Origin of the sequence: Streptomyces sp. NPDC002838 (genome assembly GCF_040295365.1) — a bacterium.
In the GTDB taxonomy this organism is placed as follows: Bacteria; Actinomycetota; Actinomycetes; order Streptomycetales; family Streptomycetaceae; genus Streptomyces.
Genome location: NZ_JBEOVF010000078.1, coordinates 1 through 19,013 on the forward strand (window position 1 = coordinate 1; position 19,013 = coordinate 19,013).

The 19,013-nt window shown below is 69.2% G+C and carries 10 protein-coding genes; 9 read left to right on the forward strand and 1 reads right to left on the reverse strand.

Translation table 11 applies throughout. The annotated features are described in order from the left end of the window. From ABT063_RS47305 to ABT063_RS47320, 4 genes are all read left to right on the forward strand, one after another. Window positions 1–2,285: BREX-2 system ATPase PglY family protein (locus tag ABT063_RS47305; protein ID WP_502991031.1), on the forward strand; the 2,285-nt coding region annotated here is incomplete at its 5' end. Window positions 2,286–2,290: 5 nt separating this feature from the next. Continuing rightward, entirely contained in the window at window positions 2,291–5,104 is a 2,814-nt protein-coding gene (gene pglZ / locus ABT063_RS47310; protein WP_351067548.1) for a BREX-2 system phosphatase PglZ, read from the forward strand. After that, on the forward strand, window positions 5,101–6,429 hold the full coding sequence (gene brxD / locus ABT063_RS47315; protein ID WP_351067500.1) for a BREX system ATP-binding protein BrxD: 1,329 nt from the start codon (window positions 5,101–5,103) through the stop codon (window positions 6,427–6,429). The genes pglZ and brxD overlap by 4 nt, the downstream gene beginning before the upstream one ends. A 7-nt stretch (window positions 6,430–6,436) precedes the next feature. After that, a complete protein-coding gene (locus ABT063_RS47320) occupies window positions 6,437–8,563 on the forward strand; it encodes a DEAD/DEAH box helicase (RefSeq protein WP_351067503.1) in 2,127 nt (708 codons plus the stop codon). A gap of 108 nt (window positions 8,564–8,671) precedes the next feature. Here ABT063_RS47320 and ABT063_RS47325 read toward each other — a convergent pair whose 3' ends face one another. Continuing rightward, complete coding sequence (locus ABT063_RS47325; RefSeq protein ID WP_351067505.1) at window positions 8,672–9,721, reverse strand: hypothetical protein; 1,050 nt, start codon at window positions 9,719–9,721, stop codon at window positions 8,672–8,674. A gap of 194 nt (window positions 9,722–9,915) precedes the next feature. Here ABT063_RS47325 and ABT063_RS47330 point away from each other — a divergent pair, with 194 nt between their 5' ends. The 5 genes from ABT063_RS47330 to ABT063_RS47350 all read left to right on the forward strand — a co-directional run bounded on the left by ABT063_RS47330 (window position 9,916) and on the right by ABT063_RS47350 (window position 18,947). After that, a complete protein-coding gene (locus ABT063_RS47330) occupies window positions 9,916–10,170 on the forward strand; it encodes a hypothetical protein (RefSeq protein WP_351067551.1) in 255 nt (84 codons plus the stop codon). Window positions 10,171–10,355: 185 nt separating this feature from the next. Beyond that, window positions 10,356–11,942 carry a TIGR02677 family protein gene (locus tag ABT063_RS47335; protein ID WP_351067508.1) on the forward strand — a complete coding sequence of 529 codons (1,587 nt, stop codon included), beginning with the start codon at window positions 10,356–10,358 and terminating at the stop codon, window positions 11,940–11,942. Continuing rightward, complete coding sequence (locus ABT063_RS47340) at window positions 11,942–13,378, forward strand: DUF2398 family protein (protein WP_351067511.1); 1,437 nt, start codon at window positions 11,942–11,944, stop codon at window positions 13,376–13,378. The genes ABT063_RS47335 and ABT063_RS47340 overlap by 1 nt, the downstream gene beginning before the upstream one ends. Further along, window positions 13,378–17,685, forward strand: coding sequence for a TIGR02680 family protein (locus ABT063_RS47345; protein WP_351067514.1), 4,308 nt, complete (start codon window positions 13,378–13,380; stop codon window positions 17,683–17,685). Before ABT063_RS47340 ends, ABT063_RS47345 begins: the two co-directional genes overlap by 1 nt. Beyond that, window positions 17,682–18,947 carry a TIGR02679 family protein gene (locus ABT063_RS47350; RefSeq protein WP_351067517.1) on the forward strand — a complete coding sequence of 422 codons (1,266 nt, stop codon included), beginning with the start codon at window positions 17,682–17,684 and terminating at the stop codon, window positions 18,945–18,947. Before ABT063_RS47345 ends, ABT063_RS47350 begins: the two co-directional genes overlap by 4 nt. Window positions 18,948–19,013: the final 66 nt, after the last annotated feature.

The following is a 19,013-nucleotide window of genomic DNA, read 5'->3' on the forward strand; positions in this document are numbered from 1 at the left end:
AGGAGGACGTGGAGCGGGTGCGCCTTGCCGGCGGGACCGGGCAGACCGCGACCGGGGAGAGCGTGTCGGCAGAACTGGCCGCCCGCGTCAAGGAGTTCACCGGCGATGACCGGCTGATGAAGACGCTGCTGCTCTCCGCCCTCGCGCCGTCAGTTCCCGCGCTGGCGAACCTGACCGTGCGCCGGCTGTCCGCGCTCAACCACGGCAGCATCACCAGCCCCATTCCCGGCGGCGAGGTCACCAAGGTGGCCACGAAGGTGCGGATGTGGCACACGCGGCACGGCGAAATCAAGGTCGACAACGGTGACGACCCAGCCGTGCGCCTGGAACTCGTCGGCGTCGACGTGGACAGCGTGCTCGCCACCGCCACCGGCTACAACACCTCCGGCGCCCGCAAAGCCATGGTCAAGCGGCTCCTGTGGGAGGAACTCGGGGTAATCGAGGGCGAGATCGTCAACCGCGCGGACGTGTGGTGGAAGGGCTCACGCCGTAGCGTCGAGGTCCTCCTGGGCACTGTCCGGGATCCACGCGATGTGCGGGACGATGCGTTCCATCCCAGCGAGGACACCGCGTGGCGGCTCATCCTCGGCTACCCGTTCGACGAAGGGACCTACGGGCCGGCGGACGCCCGCGACCGGGTCCACAAGCTCGTCAACGAACGCGGGGTACACGCCCAGACCGTGTGCTGGATTCCCGCCGGCCTGACGCACGAGCGGGAGAACGATCTCGGGCAGCTTGTCGTCATCGACAAGGTGCTGACCGGCCAGAAGTTCGACTCCTACGCGGGGCATCTAAACCCTGCCGACCGGCAGCGGGCCCGTGCCGCGCTGGAGAGCCAGCGCGAAGCCCTGATGACGCTCTTCCGTGATCTGCTGCGGCAGGCGTACGGCTTGGCCCAGCAGCAGTCCGGGCACGTGGTTCCCTACAACGACCACCTTCTGTCGCTGAGCCCCTCGCTGCAGCCGACGCTGCCGTTCGGGGACACCCTGAAGAACGCCCTGCACAGCATCGCGGACCAGGCGCTCGCCCATCAGTTCCCCGGCCACCCGGACTTCGACCCGGACCGAGTGAAGGCCACGGTCAAACTGGCCGACGCTCGCACCGTGCTGGGCTACATCCGTCAGCTCGCGGAGTCGTCCGAGCCGAGCATCGAAGTCGCCAAGGGGGACCGGGGGGTGATGCAACGTGTCGCCGACGCGCTCGGGCTGGGCACGATGCACGAGGCTCGTTTCACCCTGGACCGTGCCTGGGCACAGCATTTCGAGCGCGAGGCCGACAAGGCTGGCCGCGGCAGCGAACTGAAGGTGCCCGACCTGCGGGCGTGGACGAATCGCCCTCTGGCGCGAGGGCTGGAGCCCTTGGTGGGCAATCTGGTGATCGCCTGCTTCGCCGAGATGACCGACCGGGTATGGACCCGACACGGCGGCATCGTGGATCCTGCACCTGAGCTGAACCAGATCTCCGACGACCTCGTGCTGCGCGAGCAGCGCCTGCCCGACCAGGAGCGTTGGGACCGGGCTCGTGCCAGGGCGATGGATCTCTTCGGGATCAACCAGCCGCCGCTGCGGCGGGGGCGACTGGTGGGCATGTTCGTGCGCCAACTGTCGGATGACGCCCGCCGCTACCGTGACGCTGCCACTGATCTGGTCACCGAGCTCGAAGAGCACGCCGCGCAGTTGGGCATCGACCCCAACGCCACCTCCGGGCGGCTGCACACCGCTCGTATGGCCGTCGACCTGCTGGAGGGCCTGGGCAGTCGCAGTGGCAGCGTGGAGATCGTGGAGCACCTGGCCGACGCCGACCTGGGCGGGCCCGCGCAGCGGGCCGGGCGCTCCATCAAATCTGCGGCCCGTGTGGTGGAGGCGCTGCGCAAGGCCCCCTGGGACAACTTCAAGTTGGTCGCCGGAGTCGGTGGTCCCTACACCGTGGAGGCGAACGACCTCTTCGCGAAACTGCGGGGCGCCGCGCAGGCCGATGAGATGACGCTCAAGATGGGGCTGGTCGACGTCCTGGCCCAGGCACGTAAGGAGGCAGCCGCCCTGCTGGAGCGGGCGCTCAGCAGGTCGACGTCCCCGTCGGCTGAGGGGCAGGGCGCGAAGGACGCTCCGGCCGACCAGTCCTCTTCCTCTTCCTCCGAGACCACCCAGGCCAAGAATTCCTCGTCCGCGGCAGGACGCCACCGGGGCACGGGCGACGGCCTCACCGAGGCGCTGGCGGAGCTCACCTCGTTCCTGCGGACCAACCCGCAGGCCGTCGTGGAGCTGGAGTGGCGGGTGGTCGAGTGAGCACGATGACGGACGAGGCCGCCGCGTCTCGCGCACCCCGGCTGGGCCGTGCGGCTGTGGAGCAGCGTGTTTCCCAGCTACTGCGCCAGCAATTGGACCGGCCGACTGCCGCCGACCACACCGTCTCCTCGGTCGTACTGCTGCGTGCCGAACCGGTGTGGGAGTCGGATCAGCCCCTGCGGGTACAGGGACGCACCGTCCGCGTGGCGGCGGGTGTGTCCCCCCTGGGCGTGCTGGACCACATCACGCAGCACGCCGACGCACCGGACGCGGACCTTCTGGTGGTCCTCACCGACCAGGAGGAGGCCGCGCTCGGCCGCACTGTGTTGAGCGTGGCTCTGCGCCAGCGGGTGCACACCGTTGACCGGTGGGCGTTGGTCGCCGAACAGTTCGGCGCGCAGCAGGTGGAGCCGCGGCTCACGGATGAAGCCTGGGCCGCCGAGGCACTCATGTCGGCCCGTCCTCCGCAGAATGGCTGGCCGAGGCTGCCCGGCAAGGTCCTCAGCCGTGACACCGCGCTGCGGCACCTGGCCGCCAGTCGCCTGGGCCTGGACCAGCGGCTCGGGCTGGGTGCCGAGGGCCTGGACATCAGGGCCCTGCTGCGTTGGTCGGCTCTGCGGGGCGCGACCGAGTCCCTTGCCTCCCTTCGATCAGCCGAGCGCGTCGGTCTCACCCGATGGCTCATCGACGCAACGGGCAAAGCGGGCCGGGCTCTGTTCGCCCTCATCGATGTCGACCGCGGGCCGGACGCGCTGGCAGCCGGTGTGGTGTGCCACGCCCTGTGGTCGCCGCAGGCCGTCGGCATGGACCGGCAAAAGGGCCGTGTCGACCGGTTCTTCGGCGACGCGCAGCTCGACGATGCCACTATGCAGGCGTTCGGGGAGGCCGCCCGCCAGGTGGTCATTCAACTGGCCGACGAAGCATGGGATCCCGAGCGCGCGGGCGTCACCCCCGCGGACGCCAACCGGCTGCTGCACACGGTCCTTGACCGAGCCGAAGCTCTGCTGGAGCAGTTCGGGGCCCAGGACGCGGCGACGTACAGCGATGTACTGCGGTCCGGGTTCAACTACCGTGTCGATGCCGTCGCCGACGCGCTCACGGCCTGTCTGGCCAAGCGCGGCGACACCCGCCCTGCCGCGGACACTCTCGCCTCCCGCGTGGCGGCCCTGGCCGAGCACCAACTGCACGCCTTCCACCAACACCGGGTCGAACGAGCACGGATGGCGCTGCGCCTGGTGCGGTGGCTGGCACATCCCTCTCCGCTCCCAGAGACGCTCGCGGCCGGCATCGACGCCCAGATCCGCGACTGGGGGTGGGTCGACCATGCCGTAGCCCAGGTATGGGCCGGCGAGGACATCCACCCGGGCCTCAAGACCGCGTACCGCCTGCTGCACGAGCGAGTCGCCGTGCGGCGCCGGGCCATGGACGAGGCGTTCGCACTCCGCTTGCAGGACTGGACCCGCAACGGCACCGCCCGCGATGGGCTGCTCATGGTCGAGAACCTCCTCGAGAAGGTCGTTGCGCCGGTCGCTGCGGGCGAACGGCCGGTGCTGTTCCTGCTCCTCGACGGCATGAGTGCCGCCGCGGCGGTGGAGATCGCCTCGGAGATGGCCCACACCTGGCAGGAGTACGACCCGCTGGGCGGCACCAGCCGCAATGCCAAGAGCCAGCCGGCCCGCCGCCGCGGCGTAGTGGCCGCGCTGCCCACGCTCACCAAGGTGTCCCGCGCTTCACTGTTCGCCGGCGAACTGTGCGAGGGCGGACAAGATCTGGAGCGCGACCGCTTTGCCCGGCACGGCTTCTGGAACGGCCGCACGGCGCGCCTGTTCCACAAGGCCGACGTACGGGGCGAAGCCGGTGAGATGCTCGGTGCCGAACTCACCCAGGCCCTGGCCACTCCCGACATGCTCGTCGGGGTGGTCCTGAACACGATCGACGATGCCCTGGACAAGGACCGCGAGCGCAGCGACGCTACCTGGCGCCTTGATGACATAGGGGTGCTGCGGATCTTGCTGGAGCACGCGAGCTATCACGGACGTGCGGTGATCATCGCCAGTGACCACGGCCACGTCCTGGAACGCGACGGCCACCTGCGCACTGCCCAGGACTCGGTCTCAGCCCGGCACCGCACGGGCACTGCCCCGGCGAGCGCCGGGGAGGTGGAATTGGTCGGACCGCGCGTCGTCGGACCCGGCCAGCGCGTGGTTTCGTTGTGGGACGCCGGGCTTCGCTACACGACCCGCAAGGCGGGCTATCACGGCGGAGCCTCGGCCGCCGAGGTCACCATCCCCCTGCTGGCCTTCCTGCCGCTGGGCGCCGCATCTCCGCCCGAGCAGTGGCGTCCCCTGGGGGACTGCCGCCCAGCCTGGTGGGAAGCAGCCGGCCCTGCCGTACCGGCCATCGAGCTGGCGGGGACGGCACCCGCCACACGGAGCGGGAAGCAGAAAGCGCCCGAACCCACAGACGGACAGATCGGATTGGACTTGGCTGCCACACGCGGTGTGGAAGCCCTGCTCGACGAACTCCTCGACTCCGACATCTTCACCGCACGGCGCACGCTCACCCCCCGCGTGGTGCACAAGCCGAAGATCCGCGCGGCGATCGGGGCCCTGCTGGAGGCGGGCGGCATCCTGCCCACCGCCGTGCTCGGCGAGCGCGCCGGGGAGCTTCCTGACCGCGCTGTACGGTTCGCCACCGTGCTGCAGCGGATCTTCAACGTGGACGACTACGCCGTGCTGTCGCTGACCGACAGCAGTCGCAATGTCCGCCTGGACAAGGACCTGCTACGCCGCCAGTTCGAGCTGAAGGGGGATGTGTGAACCAGGTCAGCGCCGCCAAGCGGCGCGAGGTCATCGACGCGCTGCGCCGCGGAGCCGTCCCCGAATCCGGGCTCGACCTCCTCGCGGTGGGCCTGTCCCGCTTCGACACCGCACTCGATGAGGAACTGTCTGCGGTCGCCGACGGCGGAGCCGTGTTCAAGGCGGTGCGTGGCGAGTACGGCTCCGGCAAGACCTTCGTCACCCGGTGGCTGGGCGAACGCGCCAAGCGCCGCAACTTCGCCGTCGCCGAAGTCCAGGTCTCCGAGAACGAGACCCCGCTGCACAAGCTGGAGACGGTCTACCGCCGCCTGACAGAACGCCTGTCCACCCCGGGCTTCCCGCCCAGCGCCCTGCGCGCGGTCGTCGACTCGTGGTTCTACGCGCTCGAAGAAGACGTCCTCGCCGAGCAGGACACCGACACGGCGACTCCCGACGCCCTGGGCAGCGCCGTCGACACACTCCTCGCAGAACGGCTGACCGAAGTCAGCCGCACCGCACCCTCCTTCGCGGCGGCCCTGCGCGGCTACCGCGCCGCAGTCGCCGCAGGGGACGCGGCAACCGCCGACGCGATCCTGGCCTGGCTGGGCGGACAGCCCCATGTAGCGGCCAGCGCCCGCAAGGCCGCCGGCGTACGCGGCGATCTCGACCACTTCGGCGCCCTCGGCTTCCTCCAAGGACTGCTCGCCATCCTGCGCGACTGCGGCCACCCCGGGCTTCTGCTGGTCCTCGACGAAGTCGAAACGCTGCAACGGGTGCGGTCCGACGCCCGCGACAAGGCCCTCAACGCCCTGCGGCAGCTCATCGACGAAGTCCACTCCGGCCGCTTCCCTGGCCTCTACCTGATCATCACCGGCACGCCCGCCTTCTACGACGGCCAGCAAGGGGTACAGCGCCTGCCGCCCCTGGCCCAGCGCCTGGCCACCGACTTCACCACCGACGCACGGTTCGACAACCCCCGGGCGGTACAGATCCGGCTGCCCGGCTTCACCGTCGAGTCCCTCACCGAACTCGGCGGACACGTACGCGACCTGTACGCCGCCGGATCCACCGCCAGTGACCGCATCACCGCCAGCGCGGACGACGCCTACCTGGCCGACCTTGCCAAGGCCGTCGCCGGAGGACTGGGCGGCAAGGTGGGCATCGCGCCCCGCGTGTTCCTCAAGAAGCTGGTGAGCGACGTCCTCGACCGCATCGACCAGTTCGAGGACTTCGACCCGCGCAAGCACTACGCCCTCACCCTGGCGCCTTCCGAATTGACCGAGACCGAACGCAACGCCGCGATGTCCCCCGCCGCAGCGGCTGGCGACGTAGAACTGGACCTCTGAGGCTCCTGTGACGGACAGCGCTCTCGATCAACTCCACCCGGTCGTCCTGCACCACATCGCCAACTCCCTGGGCTGGCCCGGTCTGCGCCCGCTCCAGGAAGCCGCCATCGAGCCACTGCTGAACGGCGATGACGCACTCCTGCTCGCACCCACTGCCGGCGGCAAGACCGAAGCCGCAGCGTTCCCGGTGCTGTCCGCCATGGAACAGCAGCAGTGGAAGGGCCTGTCCGTCCTGTACGTGTGCCCGATCAAGGCCCTACTCAACAACCTGCTGCCGCGTCTGGAGTCGTACACGGGATGGCTGGGCCGCCGCGTCGCCCTGTGGCACGGCGACGTGACCGCAGCCAGCCGACGCAAGATCCTTCTCGACCCGCCGGACATCCTGCTCACCACCCCCGAGTCCATCGAGGCCATGCTCGTCAGCACCAAGGTCGAGCACCAGTGGTTCTTCGCTAATCTGCGAACCGTCATCGTGGACGAGGTCCACGCCTTCGCCGGCGACGACCGCGGCTGGCACCTCCTCGCCTTGCTCGAGCGCCTGACTCGCATCACCGGTCGGCCCATCCAGCGTGTCGGCCTGTCGGCGACCGTAGGCAACCCACAGGATCTCCTGGCGTGGTTCCAGGGCTCCGGCCAGGACAGCCGGCCCGCCCAGGTAGTCGCCCCGGACATGCCCGCCCTGCCCGCGGAGGCCGCGACACCGCCGGCAGGCGACATCACCCTGGACTATGTCGGCAGCGTCGCCAACGCGGCAAAGGTCATCGCCTCGCTCCACCGCGGCGAGAAACGGCTGGTCTTCTGCGACTCCAAGCAGCTCGTGGAAGAACTCGGGGCCTCCCTGCGAGCCAAGGGCGTCACCACGTTCCTCTCCCACGCATCCCTCTCCGTGGACGAACGCCGCCGCGCGGAAGAGGCTTTCGCCGAAGCGCGGGACTGCGTCATCGTCGCCACCAGCACCCTGGAACTCGGCATCGACGTGGGTGACCTGGACCGGGTTATCCAGATCAACGCACCCGCCACCGTCGCCTCGTTCCTCCAGCGGCTCGGCCGCACCGGACGCCGTGCCGACACGACCCGTAACTGTCTATTCCTCGCCCTGGACGAACAGCGCCTCCTGCACGCTGCCGGCCTCCTCTCACTGTGGGGCCGCAGCTTCGTCGAACCCGTCACTGCCCCACCCGAGCCGCGACACATCGCCGCCCAGCAGCTCCTCGCCCTGTGCCTCCAAGAAGGGCGCGTCGGCGACCAGACCTGGGCCGAGCACTGGAACGGCCTCGAACCCTTCGGCCCGAGCGCAGCCCCCATCGTCCAGCACCTCGTCGACAGCGGCTTCGTCGACTCCGACAACGGGATGCTCTTCATCGGCCCGGAGGCCGAACGGCGCTTCGGCCAACGGCACTTCATGAACCTGACCGCAGTCTTCACCGCCGCCCCGGAATTCGTCGTGCTGTCCGGCCGCACCGAGATCGGCCGCACCGACCCCATGCTGCTCACTGAGAGGGTCGAAGGCCCCCGCCTGCTGCTCCTCGCCGGACGCAGCTGGCGCGTCAACTGGATCGACTGGGCCCGACGCCGCTGCTTTGTCGAACCCGCCGATGGCGGCGGCAAGGCCCGCTGGTACGGCAGCGTCCTCGACGGCGCCTCGTACGAACTCGCCCGCGCCATGCGTGACGTCGTACTCGGACAGGACCCGCCAGTCCAGCTCACCGAGCGCGCCGTTACCTACCTCGCACAGCTCCGCGAGACGGCCGTCGACACGACCCATCCCGGCGGCACCGTCATCACACGCGCCGGCGACGACGTCCGCTGGTGGACCTGGGCCGGCTTTCGCGCCAACGCCACACTGACCGCCACACTCGCAGGGCTCACCGACGAAAAGCAGCGCTTCAACGAACTGTTCGTCCGGATGCGTCCCGACTTGACACCCCAGATGTGGGCCACGCACACCTCTGATGCGACCCAACGCCTGTGCCTGCCTGAGATCGACGACAAGGCCCTCCGCGGCCTGAAGTTCAGCGAAGCCCTCCCGCCCCATCTCGCCCGCACTACCGTGGCACAGCGTCTTGCATCCACCGAGCGTGCGGCGTCCGTCCTCAACGAACCCGTACGCTTCTCCTCTCGCCTGGACCGCTAGGCAGCGGCTCGCGCCAGGCCAGGCGCGCAGCACCCGGCGGCGTGCCGCACGACCGAGGGGCTGGCCCCGCGCCTACTGCCCCTCGATCCTTCCCAGCCGCCGGCTCCGTCAGGGCAGTCGCAGCTCGCTTGGCTCGTAACGGAGTTGGTAAGCACGGACGCCGCTGCCGTTCATTCGATAGATCGTGATACTTGACAAGAACTGCGCCTTGATGTCGAGAGTGCGCTGCCGCTCCTTCTCCGCAATCCCGCTGATCCACTCCTCGATATGCTCCGGCAGCTTGAAGGCCAGGCGGTAGGCGTCTTCATCTTCCCGGGGAGACAGCGTCCACTCGGCGGTCGCCGCCTGCCCCGAGCGCCGCAGGCGCACGGCATGGTCGGGAGACTGCTCGACGTAGGACAGGAACTGCTCCTGGTCCTGGGCGGCCAACGGCAGGATGAACGGAGCCGAGGGGAATCCCAGCAGAAGCTCGGCCGCGGCGTACTGCTCCAAGGCATCGACGAAGTGCGTGAGGACCACGGTCGCCGAGGCTTTGAACTGCACAGCGTTGGTGTCGCCCGACAGCGGCACCCCAGGCGGGCAGGTGCCGAGGGCCTCACGGAGCTCCCTACGCATCCACGCCACGGGAAAACGCTCCACAGCGTGATCTTCCTGTGCCTCGTACAGGTCGGCCGCCGCGGTCCTGATCGCCTTGCGCAGCCAGGTGAAGGACTCCCCGGACAGGTCCACCAGGGAAATCTGATGGGCAAGCGCATACCGCTGCGCCTCTGGGGTGAAGCCGTTGGCGGAGAACAGCGCGTACGTGTACTGGTAGCGCCTCCTGGGCCGCGTGCCCTCATGGTCCATGAAGTTCTCGTTGACGTCGTGTAGAACGCCGTGGGCGTTGCGCACGACCTCCAGCCGGCACTTCTCCCGGTAGTACTTGGCCTCGAGGAACAGCCGGATGGGGAGGGAGAAGGCGGGTGTGAAGGCGAACTCCCCCAGCACGTCGACCTGGTGGACGGCACCACGGCCGCGAACACGAAGCGCGCCACCGGCTCCAGTAAGTTCGGCACGATCCTGCCGCTCGTCGACAAGCAGCCGGTAGCCGCTGTGCCGCAGCAGCCAGGCCAGCGCCTCCTCCAACAGGTACCCCCGCAGTGCTGATCGCTTCGCCATACCAACGTTCCCCGCATCCGCCATTCGCCAGCTGCTAGATGTGATCTTCTCATTGGACGCGTCGCATCCTCAGAACAGGTCCGCGGAACCGCCGGTCCGGTAGTCGTCGGATTGCCGCCTCACGGCGACCGTTCTGTAAGCGGCACAGCACAGTTGCCCGGGGCCCCCGTGGCCAGCGTTAGGGCACCGACACCATCGAGGCGACCGCCTTCTTCCTCGACCTGTGTCACGGCCACGACGAGCCGGTCGTCGTCACGGTCGCCATGCGTAACCCGGCCCGACGGACGTCCCCAAGTGTTCGGCAACCAGTGCTTCCGAGATGCCGACGGACGATGGCTTATGCACCCCGTCGAAGATCCAGAACACCTCGATGCACGACGCGCAGCCGTCGGTCTAGAGCCCAGGCCGAGAACGAAGCTCGGATCCGCGCCATGTACGACGACGGGTGATCCTGACGGCACCTGTACGGAAGGCAGGCTCAGACCAGGTTTCGGCGCCACACCCCCAGAAAGTCTCTCGTAGCGGTTTGTGTTGCTTCGCTGACGTCCTGTATCAGTCCGCTGGTTGTCGTAGGGGCGTGTCAGAGTTGAAACTGATGGTCGCCCGGGTGTCCAGGCTGCAGGGAGGGGCGTAGGTGCCGCAGTTTGACGGTTCCGATTCGCTGGGGTCGTTTGATCTTGATGGTCTGGTGGTTGCTGACCGGCTGAGGCTGTTCAACTTCACCCAGCGCGACGACGCGGCATCGTATCTGTGGGTGCTGCGGGCGATGAACGCGCTGCGGGCGGTTCATCAGGTGCAGGTGCACACCAGCGACGTGGCGGCGGCGCTGGAGGACCTGGCTGCCGGCCATGCCGACGTTCCAGCCGTTGCCGATCTCAATCTGCGGGCGATGCTGGACGTCCTGTCTGGGGACCGGGACCGCGAACGGGACGGCGGCCGGGTCCTGTGCCGGGTGGAGGATGCCGCTCGGGCGGGAAGTCTGGCTGCGTACCGGAACCGGCAGTCGGTGTACCAGTTCACGGAGATCGGCTACCGGGCCTACATGGCGGTGGAGGATGTGCTCGGCGCTCGGGTGGAGGACGCCAACCTGTCCCGGCTGGTGTTTGCCGACATCCTGGCCGATCTCAAGGCCCTGGCCGCCGCGAACCTCAGTGCGGACCGGGAAGAGATCTACCGCAAGCTCTCCCGGCTGGACAGCGTGCTGGATGACATGGCCCGTCGGGCCGCACGGTTCTATCTGACGTTGAATGACGTGGCGCGGACCACGGACATCTCTCCGGAGACGTTCCTGCGGCACAAGCACGCGCTGCTGGCACACATGAGCGATTTCTCCGCTGAGCTGGAGCGGTACGCGCCGCGCCTGGCTGACGCGGTCCGCGCGGTGGAGGACAGCGGGATCGAGACGCTGCTGGAGCGGGCGGCGGAGGCGGATGAGCGGCCGATGATGCGGCCGGAGGCCCGCCGGGAGGACTGGCGGCGGCGCTGGGTGGGGCTTCGCCAGTGGTTCTTGGCAAGTGAAGTGGCGGATTCGAAGGCGGAACAGTTGCAGGGGGCGACGCGTACGGCGATCTCGGGTGTGATCGCGTTGCTGCGGCAGGTCACCGAGTCGCGGCGGAGCGGGGTGAGCCGCACGACGCAGTTGCGGCATCTGGCGGCCTGGGTCGCGGGGGCGCCGGACGAGCAGGCGGCGAACGCGCTGATCGCTGCGGCGTTCGACCTGCGGTCGGCCCGGCATCTGGGTGGGGCCCATGACGATGGTGAGCAGATCTCGTCCCGTTCTACGTGGTGGGACGCTCCTGGCGTCGATGTGAGCATCAGCTTGTTCCGGCATGGCAAGCGGCCCTCCCCTGGGGGGCCGCAGCCGATCCGTACGGAGCGGGGGGCGCGCGCCCGGCTGCGGGAGAAACAGCGGGCAGTCCGGGCAGCTGAGCGGGCGGCGGCCGAGCAGTTGCTGGAGCACGGTCCCCATGAGCGGGTGCTGGACGAGGCCGAGACCCGGGCGGTGCTGAAGCTGCTCACCCGGGCACTGGAGGCCCGGACCGTGGTCGCGGGGCAGCTGCGGTCGGCCACCGGGACGAGCGATGTGATGACGCTGCGGCTCATCCCCAGCCAGACCGGCAGTCGGCTGCGCACGGTGCACGGCACGCTGGTGCTGCCCGGCTTCACGCTGGAGCTCGCCGCCGCCGGACCAGTCCGGCGCGGCGCGGCGGAGGCGGGCTGATGGCCACCGTTCACCGGGTCGCTGCGGCGGTGGAGCCGGCGCAGCTGGGTTCGTACCAGGAGGCCGCCCGGCTGGTGTTGCTGCACAGTGTGATCAGCGAGGGCCACCCTCGCCCTGGGGCGCTGGCGGTGGTGCTGCGCTGGGCGGACGAGCTGGCTGAGGACTTCCGCTCGCTGTTCGGCTACACCCTGCACACCACCGCCCGGCACGCGAGGCTGATTCGGCGTCTGGATGTGTTCGATGGCAGCCAGGCGATCGTCGCGGCCAACAGCGGCCGGAGGCCGTTCGACCGGCGACGGTTGGCGTACCTGTGTCTGGTGCTGGCGTGCCTGCACGGTTCCCGGGTCGAGATCGCCCTCGCCGACCTGGTGAAGGACTTCAGTCCGCACGCCAACGCCATCGATCACCTCGGCTTCGACCCGACCGCCCCTGGGCACAAGGACGCCATCGTGGACGTCATCGACTGGCTGGTGCAGCACGGGGTGCTACGCGTCTCGGACGGTTCGACCCAAGCCTGGGCCCGCGATCCGGATCGCGGGGACGCCCTGTTCGACATCGACCATGAGCTCTGCAGCGCACTGTTCCGTCCCGGCAAGCCCCTGCAGCACCTGACGAGCGCCGCCGGATTGTTGGAGATCCCGGCCAGCGGTGTCGGCCGCGATGCCCGACGCCGGCACGGCGCGCAGCGGGCGCGCCGCGCCGTCATCGAGCATCCGGTGGTGTACTTCGCCGACGCCGACCCGGAGACCGCCGCCGCACTGCGGCAGCCCACGCTGGCGGAGGACTTGGTGCGGCTGACGGGATTGCAGATCGAGCGCCGGGCCGAGGGCATCATGCTCGTCGACACCACCGGTCACTTCACCGACAGACGCTTCCCGGGCCGTGGCGGCGCGGTCAACCGTACGGCCGGGCTGCTCCTGGCCAAGATCGCCGACCTGCAGGAAGACCCCGACCGGTCCCGCGAGCTGAAGCGCATGCGACCGCCGGATCCCATGGAAGAGCACGCCGACCTGCTCGCCCGTATCGACCTGGCGCTGCCTCACGCCGGAACTCTGGCCGCTCTCGCGCTGGACGCACCCACAGCCGACAGCGGCGCTTCGCCGGAAAGAGCCGAAGCCGATGACGCGGTGGCCGAGCCGCTCCGGGTCGTGGAGCTGCCCCTGGTCGAAGACGCCCGCCTGGTCGAGATGATCAACGCGCTTTATGAGGAATTCGGTCCGGCCTCGTTCACCAACAAGTGGCAGGCCGACCCGCGTGGCCTGCTGACCGAGGCGCTCGTCCTCCTCGCCGATCTGCGGTTGGTGCACCCGGTGCCCGGCGGCGTGCTGGTCCGCCCGGCCGCCGGCCGCTACCGCAACATCACCGCCGTCCTGCCCCATCCGAAGACCGACGGGCAGTTCGCATTCGACTTCTCCGCTGCGGAGGACACCTTCTGATGACCATATTCGCCGAACCCAGCCCGTCTGGCGACGCTCCGACCGTCCGCTTCAAGCCCACGCGCGCCGGGATCATCGGCCTGTGGGACTACCGGGACGAGGAGTTCGTCTTCGCCGACGGCCGTCTCGTCCTGCGCGGCCACAACGGGTCGGGCAAGACCAAGGCGCTGGAGGTGCTCTTCCCCCTGGTCCTCGACGGCAGCATCGACCCGCGCCGGCTGGATCCGTTCAGCGGCGAGGAACGCACGATGAAGTCCAACCTGCTCTACCGGGGCCAGGAATCGGCATACGGGTACGTGTGGATGGAGTTCACCCGAACCACCGCTGACGGCGAACTGCTGGAGGCGGTGACCGTCGGCCTCGGCTTGCTGGCTCAGAAGAGCAAGGAACGCCCGGGCCGCTTCTTCTTTGTCTCCGATGGCCGGATCGGCGTGGACTTCGGCCTGCTCACCGCCGACTCCCGCCCGCTGCGCAAGAAGGAACTGGAGAAGCTCATCGGCCCGGACGCTGTCTGTAAGACGGCCACCGAGTACCGGGAGGCCATCGATGACCGCCTGTTCGGCCTGGGCCGTCAGCGCTATGCCCAGCTGATCAACCTGCTGCTCCAGCTGCGCCGCCCGCTGCTGGCCAAGGACCTCGACCCGGACAAGCTCTCCGACACCCTGACGGCCGGGCTGCGGCCCGTCGACGATGCCCTGATCGCACAAGCCGCACGGGATTTCGAGAACCTCGCCGAAATCCAAGCCGTCCTGGACTCGCTGACCAAGGCCGATGGAGCCGTCCAGGACTTCCTTCGGGACTACACGGCCTACCTGCGCGCGCACGCCCGGGACCGCGTCGAGCAGATCAACGCGCGCTGCGAAGCCACGACCGGTCACTGCGACAAGATCGCCACAGCGGCCCAGGACCGACGTGCGGCGGACGCGGCCCTCCAGGCCGCGAAGTCAGACCGGGACGAGGCAGCGGCGAAGCGTAAGAAGCTCGGCGCCCACGTGGAAGGGCTGCGCAACCACGACGCGCTGAAGCAGGAGGTCGGGCTGCGAGAGCTCCGTGACCGCGTCCGTGGCGAGGGCAAGGACATCGCCGGCACCGAAAGCCGCCTGGAGAAGATGCGGCAGCGCGTGGCCCGTCTGACATCTGAGGCAGACGGGGTCGGGAAAGGGCTCGATCAGCTGCGTGGAGCTGCCGACCGGCACACGCAGACTCTGTTGTCGGCAGGGCAGGCCGCCAGTCTGGTCACCGACGACGACCCGCTGGACCTCACCGTTGATCTTCTGACCCACGTCGAGAGCCGGGCCACGGTGCGCCGCCATGACATCGGTGAGGTGCACGGCTACCTGGACGCGGCCGAACGCGCTGCCCAGGACCAGCGGCGCGAACAGGACCGGTTCGACGCCGCCGACAAGGAGGTCACGGACTACGACTCCGCCTGCACCCAGTCCGCCGACGTTCTCGCCGCCACCCGGTCCGTTGCCGACGCCGAGCTGCGGAAGATGATCGACCGCTGGACGGGCACGGACCCGACCGCCGTCCTCATCCCCATGGACGCGCCGACTCTCGTCGACGCGCTGGAAGCCGTCGGCGAGCCGGATGCGCCCGCGCTGCCCGAGGTCTTCCGTTCACTCACCGACGAACGCCGCACCAGCGCTCTTTCCCAGCAGGAATCCCTCAAGCGCCGTCATACCGAGACGCAGGGGCAGCTCGCGGCGGTCCGCGCCGAGCGCGCGCAAGTGGCCGCCGAACGAGATGACGCTCCTCCCGCCAGCGACTTGCGCCCGGCAGACCGTAGCGGTCGTGCCGGCGCCCCACTGTGGCAGCTCATCCGCTTCGCCGACCACGTGCCACACGAGCAGGCCGCGGCGGTGGAAGGTGCCTTGTATGGGGCGGGGCTGCTCACAGCCTGGCTTCACCCCCACGCCGACGCCACCGTGCAGGCCTTCACCGACAGCGAGTCCGACGGCTACCTGCTGCCACTGCCCGCTGCCCAGCGCCCCACCGGCCAGACCCTGGCCGATGTCCTCGTCCCCGAGGAACAGTCCCGCGTCCCGGCCGAAGCCGTCGCCGCGGTCCTGGCCTCGGTGCGTCTCACCAACGACCTCTCCCCCGACATCGGCGAGAGTCCCGCGGTAAGCAGCCGAGCGCAGTTCACCCTGGGGATCCAGCTCGGCGCTCACCCGAAGGCCCGGCCCGAGTACATCGGCGCCACCGCTCGCGCCGCCCGGCGCCGCGAACGCCTGCACGCCTTGGACGAGACGATCAGCGCGATGGAAGACGATCTCGCCGACCTGGTCGCCGCGCAGCAGGCCGCCGCCGAGACCGTGGCGGACTTCGACACCGCTCGCCAGCAACTGCCGCCCACGGCGTCGATCGTCAAAGCCGTCCGTGACGTCGAGGTCACCGCCGTCCAGCTCGCCGGCGCCCGGAAACGGCGGGATGCCGCACACCGGGCCCTCGATCTGGCCATCGCCAACACACACGACAAAGAGCGCCGGCTGCGCCGCGCCGCCACCGCGGCCGGCCTGCCCGCCCAACGCGACGCACTCGCCGACGTCGAACGCGCGGTCAACGATTTCGTCACCGCCGGCAATGACCTCCACACCACGCGATCCACTATCCGCGGCACTGAGAAAGATCTTGACGACCGCCGTGCGAGCATCGCCGAGCAAAGCCAGGACTATGCCGAACAGACCGAGGCGCTGACCACTCGCAAGGCCGACCACGAGGCCCTGGTGGAACGGCTGCGCACCGAGGAAGCACTGCTGGACGCTCCCTTGCGCGATCTTCAAAGGCAGCTCGAGGAAGCCCAGAGCGCGCTGGAGGAAGCCAATACGGCCTACGACCAGGCCGACGCGGAGGCCCAGGCGCAGCAGACCCGCCTCACCACCGCCGAGAACGCCCTTGAGCACATCAGCGAAGCCCTCACCACAGCCCTGGACGAACAACTGCGCACCACGGCCGGCCTCAAGCCGTACACCCGCCCCGACCTGCTTCGCCTGCTGGAAGCCCCCACCGACACCCCCTGGACGCCCGTCAGCGCGTGGCCCACCGCCGAACAGGCCGCCGCCCAGGTGATCACCCAGCTCACCGCGCACCCACCGCAGCTGTCCCCGGATGACGCCGCCCGCAGCGCCCTGCCGTCCACCACGGTCACGCTCCTGGGCGCCGTCGATACCGCCACCCACGGCCGACGGGCCACCGAGAACGTTCTCAAGACCACCACCACGAAGATCTCGACCGCCCTGACCGACCTCGAAAACGCGCTCGCGGAATCCGATCAGGGCTACCACCTGGAGTGGGAACCGGACGGCGACATCATCCTCGCCCGCGTCTCCGACGCCGAAGGCCCCGCCCCCGTCTCCGAGTTCGGTCGCCGCCTGGCCGAGCAGGTCGCCGACCAGCACATCCTGCTGGAAGACCGCGAACGCACCGTCATGGAAGACGCCCTGCTGACCGGACTGGCCCAGCAGATCCACTCCCGCACCATCGAGGCACGCAACCTGGTCAAGGCCATGGACGCCGACACCCGCGCCAAACCCATGTCCTCCGGCACCACCGTCGGCATCCGCTGGGTGCAGTCCGACGCGCTCACCGACGAACAGCGCGCCGTCAACCAGCTGCTGAAGAAGGACGCAGCCGCCCTGGGCCCCGCCGGACTGGCCGAACTGCGCTCCCTCCTGCGCGCCCAGATCCGCGCCGGCAAAGCACGCGACCGCCGCAAGACGTACCAGCAGATCATCGCCGACGTCCTGGACTACCGCTCCTGGCGCACCTTCGAACTGCTGCTGTCCCGGCCCGGCGAGAAGGAGGAAAAACTCACCCGCTCCAAGCACAGCGAGATGTCCGGCGGCGAGAAATCCGCCTCCATTCACCTTCCGCTGTTCGCCGCCGCCCACGCCCAGTACGGCTCCGCCCACCCCACCTGCCCCCGGCTGATCGCCCTCGACGAAGCCTTCGCCGGCATCGACGAGCAGTACCGCCCCGATCTGCTCGCCCTGACCGTCAAATTCGATCTCGACCTGTTCATGACCGGGCACGACCTGTGGATCACCTACCCGACCGTTCCCCGTATCGCGCACTACGACATGAACTATGACAAGGCCAGTCACACCGTCTCCGCCATGCTCATGCTCTGGGACGGACAGCAGATCCTCGACGACCTCGGCTATCCCGGATCCGATGAACTGGCCGCCTCCCTCCTCGGCTTCACGCCCAGCCGGCATGCCCCATCCGCTGACGGCCTGCTCGCCGGCCTGGACGACCACGACACCCCGGATGATCAGCCGGAAGAAGAAGCGGACGAGGCATGACCACCCCTGTGACAGCCAGTGAGCGCTACCTGCAGCCCGAATACGCACGCCTGCTGGCAGCCGCACGCCGCTCGCTGGAACGCACCGGCGGACGCCTCGACGGCACCATCAGCGTCAGCGCACCGGACGACGCCGAACGCGAAGCCCTCATCGGTCTCACCGGCACCTACCGCCCACCCGGCACCGCAAAGATCACTGTCCGGCTCGCCGACCTCGACGCCGCCATCCACACCGCCACCGGGGCCCCGCTCGCAGACCTTCTCACCCAAGTCGGCGGACCGATGCGCAACCGCCCCGCCGAGAAGGCCGCCCTCCAGCACACCCGCACACAGCTCCTCGCCCAAGCCGAGGCCAGCCCACTCCACGACAGACACCACTGGTACCGGGCCTGGCTGAGCGACCTCGCAACCGACGGCACACTGACCACCCTGATCAACAAAGGCGACACACCAACACTCGCCCGCGCCATCCGGGTACTGGAACACCTCGACGCCCGCCCCGCCGACACCCCGCCGCTCATGCTGCCGGCCCTCGCCGAGACCGCCACCGGCGACACCAAAGCCCTCAACCACGGCCGCGGCCCTCTGCCCAACCTCGTCCTACGTGCCCTGACCCACGCCCACAGCGTCCCCCCACCGTCCACCGCCGAAGAACGCCGGGAACTCTGGGACGCCTTCGACGTCATCGTCGACGACCTCGCCAGCCGCGTCCTCGTCCTCAACCTCCCCGCCCACGGACAGGGTCTGGGCGAATGGCTCACCGGCGCCGCCACCTACGGAACCCCCTTCCACATCACCCTCCACCAACTGGTCACCCTGCCCATCACGGTCAACCTGCCCACCGTCTACGCCTGCGAGAACCCAGCCGTCCTGCGCCGCGCCGCACAAGAACTCGGCCCCGACAGCCCACCGCTGATCTGCGCAGAAGGCCGCCCCTCCACCGCCTTCCACCGCCTCGCGCGCGCCATCACCTCCGGCGGCGGAACCCTGCTGTACCACGGCGACTTCGACTGGCCCGGCATCGACATGACCAACCAGCTCATCACGCGCCACAACGCCCGCCCGTGGATGATGACCGCAGCCGACTACAACACCGGCATCGCCCAGGACGACGACCACATCCAACTCCGCGGTAAGCCGCAGTTCACGCCCTGGGACCCAGAACTCGCACACGCCATGAAACACGCCAACCAGGCTCTCTACGAAGAGGCCGTCGCCGACGCCCTCCTCAACAGCCTGACGGCATCCGGGACTGGAAACTGACCCGCCTGCGCGATTCCAAGACAGAGCAAGTCAGCACCGCCCGCCAGAACCGCTCACACAGGGCAT

Bases quoted from the DNA above. Each gene is read 5' to 3' on its own strand.
- pglZ (WP_351067548.1), top strand. From the start codon at position 2,291: ATGACGGACGAGGCCGCCGCGTCTCGCGCACCCCGGCTGGGCCGTGCG.
- ABT063_RS47340 (WP_351067511.1), top strand. From the start codon at position 11,942: ATGGCCACCGTTCACCGGGTCGCTGCGGCGGTGGAGCCGGCGCAGCTG.
- ABT063_RS47350 (WP_351067517.1), top strand. From the start codon at position 17,682: ATGACCACCCCTGTGACAGCCAGTGAGCGCTACCTGCAGCCCGAATAC.
- ABT063_RS47345 (WP_351067514.1), top strand. From the start codon at position 13,378: ATGACCATATTCGCCGAACCCAGCCCGTCTGGCGACGCTCCGACCGTC.
- ABT063_RS47325 (WP_351067505.1), bottom strand. From the start codon at position 9,721: ATGGCGAAGCGATCAGCACTGCGGGGGTACCTGTTGGAGGAGGCGCTG.